Origin of the sequence: Pseudomonas sp. JL3 (assembly GCF_031570575.1) — a bacterium.
Lineage (GTDB): Bacteria > Pseudomonadota > Gammaproteobacteria > Pseudomonadales > Pseudomonadaceae > Aquipseudomonas > Aquipseudomonas cucumis.
This window is the reverse complement of the sequence record NZ_JAKWJK010000042.1, coordinates 1-5,177: the sequence shown is the minus strand read 5'-3', so window position 1 is coordinate 5,177 and position 5,177 is coordinate 1. Positions and strand designations below refer to the sequence as shown.

Genomic DNA, 5,177 nt, shown 5'->3' with positions numbered 1-5,177 from the left:
GGGTTGAAGTCGAACCAGGGCTGCGTCGCCGAAAACAGGCGTGCGACGTTGCGGTGTTCGACCATCACGCCCTTGGGCAGACCGGTTGAGCCCGAGGTGTAGATCACGTAGGCCAGATGACTGGAGTCCAGACCTGGCACTTGCGGGTTGGCAACGGATTGGCTGTGCAACGCATCGCTGTCGAGGTCGATAACTCGCACCGACTCTTCGGCCAACCGCTCCCGTGTGGCGGCGTGCACCAAAATCACTACGGGCGTGCTGTCCTCAAGCATGTAGGCGATGCGTTCTGGCGGATAGACCGGGTCCAGCGGCACATAGCCTGCGCCGGACTTCAGGATCCCCAGCAGGCCGACGNTACGGGCGTGCTGTCCTCAAGCATGTAGGCGATGCGTTCTGGCGGATAGACCGGGTCCAGCGGCACATAGCCTGCGCCGGACTTCAGGATCCCCAGCAGGCCGACGATCATGTCCAGACCGCGCTCGACACAGATCGCCACCCGATCATCCGGGCAAACCCCAAGGGCCAACAGACGATGGGCGACCTGATTGGCACGGGCGTTGAGTGCGCCGTAGGTCAGTGTCCGATCCTCATACACCACGGCCGCCGCGTCAGGTTGCGCCGCTGCCCGGGCTTCGAACTGTCGATGGATCAAGGCATCGTGGGCATACACCGCGTCCGTGCTGTTCCAGGACTCAATCAACTGCCGGCGCTCGGCCTGTGGCAGGATTTTCAACCCATGCAACGGTGTTTGCGGCGCTTGCTCCAGCGCCTCCACCAGATGTTCCAGGACACTTTGCATATAGCCGCAAACGCGCCCGGCCCCTATCGGTGCCTGAGCCATGACGGTCAGGTTGAAACCTTCACCCAAGTCATCCACCGACAACGTCAGCGGGTAGTTGGTGCGCTCTTCGCCCTCCAGCGCCTGGATACCTTCCCAGGCGGCAAGCGCTTCGTTCGACACCGTCGGCGTACCAAGATGACGGTAGTTCAGCAGCGCACTGAACAGCGGCGTCGGCGCGGCCACACCGCTGCAACGCTGTGCCAGCACCAGCGAGGCATGCTCGTGGCCGAGCAATGCGGTCAGCCGCGCATGGGTCGCCTTGACCCCGGCGCGCACACTTTGTGCCCCCACGTTCACGCGCAGAGGCAAGGTGTTGATGAACATGCCCAGCGCACGATCAGCCCCTGCGCCGCCCTGCATCCGCCCCAGCAATACGGTGCCGAAGACTACATCGTCCTGGCCCGACACGCGGCCCAGCACCTGCGCCCATGCCAAGTGATACAAGCTTGCAGCGCTCACGCCAAGCTGACGGGCCTGGGCCCGCAGACGCTTGCTCAGTAGCGCATCGACCCCTTGTCGAACTTCTTCGATGCCGTGCCCCTCGCCCTGCACATCCTGCAGGCCGAAGGGCAGCGTCGGTTCGGCGACATCACCGAGCATGTCGCGGAAAAACACTTCATGTTCCTCACGGCTGACACCCAGCCGTGCCTGGGCCACATAGTTGCGATACGGCACTGATGCCGCCAGATGCTGCGCCTGCCCTGACATGTGCGCTTCGATTTCCGCGGTGAGCATACCCAGCGAGGTGGCATCGTCGACCATGTGATGGAACAGCAGCATGCCAACCCAGCGATTGTTCGCCACGTCTTCGGCATAGCCGATACGCATCATCGGCGCCTGGCGAATGTCCAGACGGTAATGGCGCGGATCAAGGCGTTCGCGCAATTGCTGCACGATGTCGCCCGACGAAGGGGCCAGTACCCATTCATCAAGCCCGAGCTGCGCCTCGCGCCAGACCACTTGCACCGGTTCGTCCAGGTTTTCCCAGACCACCCCGGTGCGCAGAATATCGTGTCTGGACACCACGTCTTGCAACGCCTTGGCGAACGTTTCCAAGCGGGCGCGACTGTCGAAGGCAAACGTCGCGTATTGCAGGTACGGGTCACCTTTGGCCGCCGCGAGGTGGTGATACAAAATCCCTTCCTGCAGCGGCGCCAAAGCGTAGATGTCCTGCACATTGGCAACCCCGCCCGGTACCGTTGCAACGATCCGGTCAATGGCGTTCTGATCCAGATCGGCCAGCGGCAACATGTCCGGGGTAATCCGCGTGCAGCCGTGCGGGATCGCGTTGAGCGGTACCACGATTTCGCCACCACCGCCCACCGCGGCCGCCAGCGCCGCCAGCGTCGGCTGGCCAAACAACACCCGCACGTCGGCGGCCAGGTCGACCTGACGCATGCGCTCGATCAACTTCACCGCCAACAACGAGTGGCCGCCCAGTTCAAAGAAGTGATCATGACGGCCGACCTGCTCGATCTTCAGCAAGTCCTGCCAGATCCGGGCAATGGCGGTTTCGACCTCACCTTGCGGGGCTTCGTATTCACGGGTCACCACTGACGACTGGTCCGGCACCGGCAGTGCCTTGCGGTCGAGCTTGCCATTGGTGGTCAACGGGAATGTGGTCAACATCACGAATGCACTGGGCACCATGTACTCGGCCAGCGAGCCCAGCAGCTGGGTGCGCAGGTCGGCAACCGACAGTTGCTCGCCGTCTTCGGCAATCACATAGGCCACCAGGCGCTGGTCGCCCGGTGTGTCCTGGCGGGCCATTACCACTGCTTCACGCACACCGTTGCACGCGGCCAGTTTCGCCTCGATCTCGCCCAGTTCGATGCGGAAACCTCGAATCTTCACCTGGTCGTCATTGCGCCCCAGGTATTCGATGCTACCGTCCGCCAACCAACGCCCGAGGTCACCGGTCTTGTACATCCGTGCGTTCAGGTCCGGGCTGAATGGATTGTCCAGGAAACGCTCTGCGGTCAACTCGTCGCGGTTCAAATAGCCACGGCTGACACCCGCGCCGCCCACATACATTTCACCGACCACACCCACCGGCACCGGCTCACGCTGGGCATCCAGCACATACAGTTGCAGATCGGGAATGCGCTTGCCGATCGGACTGACACCGGCCAAATGCGCATCGGCCGCCTCCAACGCACGGTAGGTCACGTGCACCGTCGTTTCGGTGATGCCGTACATGTTGACCAGTTGCGTCTGTGCATTGGCTTCACGGGCATACCAGGGTTTGAGAATCCCGGTCTCCAGCGCTTCACCGCCGAAGATCACCTGCCGCAGGCTGTGGCTCAGGTCGCTTTCGCCCTGGGCCGCAATCAACTGGCGGAAGGCGCTCGGCGTCTGGTTGAGGATGGTCACGCCGGCCTCGCACAACAGTGCGTAGCAGTATTGCGGTGAACGGCTGACCAGTTGCGGCACCACCAGCAAGCGGCCGCCATGGATCAGTGCGCCCCAGATTTCCCAGACCGAGAAATCGAAGGCGAAGGAATGGAACAACGCCCACACGTCTTGCGGGTTGAAGTCGAACCAGGGCTGCGTCGCCGAAAACAGGCGCGCGACGTTGCGGTGTTCGACCATCACGCCCTTGGGCAGGCCGGTCGAACCCGAGGTGTAGATCACGTAGGCCAGATGGCTGGCGTTCAGGCCTGGCACATCGGGGTTGTGCTGAGGCTGCGTGCTGATATCGCCGGCTTCGAGCGGGTCGAGCACTATCATCGGCACTGTCAATGGCGGCAGGTTGTCTCGCAACTGCAACTGAGTCACAAGCGCGACAGGACTGCTGTCATGCAGCATGTAAGCAATACGCTCCGCCGGATAGGCCGGGTCCAGCGGCACATAGCCTGCGCCAGACTTCAGGATCCCCAGCAGGCCGACGATCATGTCCAGGCCACGCTCGACACAGATCGCCACCCGATCATCCGGGCAAACCCCAAGGGCCAACAGACGATGGGCGACCTGATTGGCACAGGCGTTGAGTTCGCCGTAGGTCAGTGTCCGGTCCTCATACACCACGGCCACCGCGTCGGGTTGCGCCGCTGCCCAGGCTTCGAACTGCCGGTGGATCAGAGCATCGTGGGCATACACCGCGTCCGTGGCATTCCAGGTTTCAAGCAATTGCCGGCGCTCGGCCTGTGGCAGGATCGCCAACGCTTGCAGCGGGGTTTGCGGTGCTTGCTCCAGGGCCACGACCAGGTTGTCCAGCGCTACCTGCATATAGGCGCAAATGCGCTCCGCACCGATCGGCGTGGCGACCAGGGCGGTGAGATAAAATCCTTCACCCAAGTCGTCCACATTGAGCGTCAGCGGGTAATTGGTTCGTTCGTCGCCGCCCAACGCCTCGATGCCTTCCCACGCTGACAGAGCGTCCTGCGTGACTTCTCCTGCACTGTGTCGATAGTTGAGCAAGGCGCTGAACAGCGGCGTCGGCGCCGTCACACCACTGCAGCGCTGCGCCAGTGCCAGCGAGGCGTGCTCGTGGCCGAGCAAGGCGGTCAACCGTGCATGGGTGGCCTTGACCCCGGCGCGCACGCCTTGGGTGCCAACGTCGACCCGCAACGGCAAGGTATTGATGAACATCCCCAAGGCCCGGTCGGCACCGTCGCCGGATTGCAGGCGGCCCAACAGCACGGTGCCGAACACCACGTCCTGCTTGCCGGAAACCTTGCCCAGCACCTGCGCCCATGCCAGGTGCACCAGGCTTGCGGCGCTCACCCCCAGCTGACGCGCCTGTGCCCGCAGGCGCTTGGACAGCACAAGATCGACAGGCTGTCGGACTTCATCGATACCATGCCCGTCACCCTGCACATCCTGCAGGCCGAAGGGCAGTGTTGGCTCGTCGACATCGCCGAGCATCTCGCGGAAAAACGCCTCGTGCTCGCCTGCACTCAGACCGAGTCGTGCCTGCGCCACATAATTGCGGTACGGCATCGCTTCGCTCAGTTGCTCGCCCTGCCCCAGCAGCTGCATTTGCATTTCATGCTGCATCACTTCCAGTGCGGTATGGTCCAGCGCCATGTGATGGAACAGCAAGATCGCCACCCAGCGGTCCTGGGCCACGTCGTGTGCGTAAGCGAGCTGCAGAAGCGGCGCATGTCGCAGGTCCAGGCGGTAATGCCGAGCGTCAAACCGGCTGCCCAGTTGCGTCGCGATATCACCGGCCGTGATGTCTGGAACAATACATTCCGGTTCCAGCACAACCTCGCGCCAGACCACTTGAACCGGCTCGTCGAGCCCTTCCCACGCCACACTGGTGCGCAAAATGTCGTGGCGATCGATCACCACCTGAAGCGCCAGAACGAACGCGTCGAGGCGTTCGCGGCTG

General features: G+C 63.0%; 1 pseudogene. It reads right to left on the bottom strand.

Annotation, left to right across the window (positions count from 1 at the left end):
• A pseudogene (locus MMG91_RS28630) lies at positions 1–5,177 on the bottom strand (amino acid adenylation domain-containing protein); the annotation flags it as partial.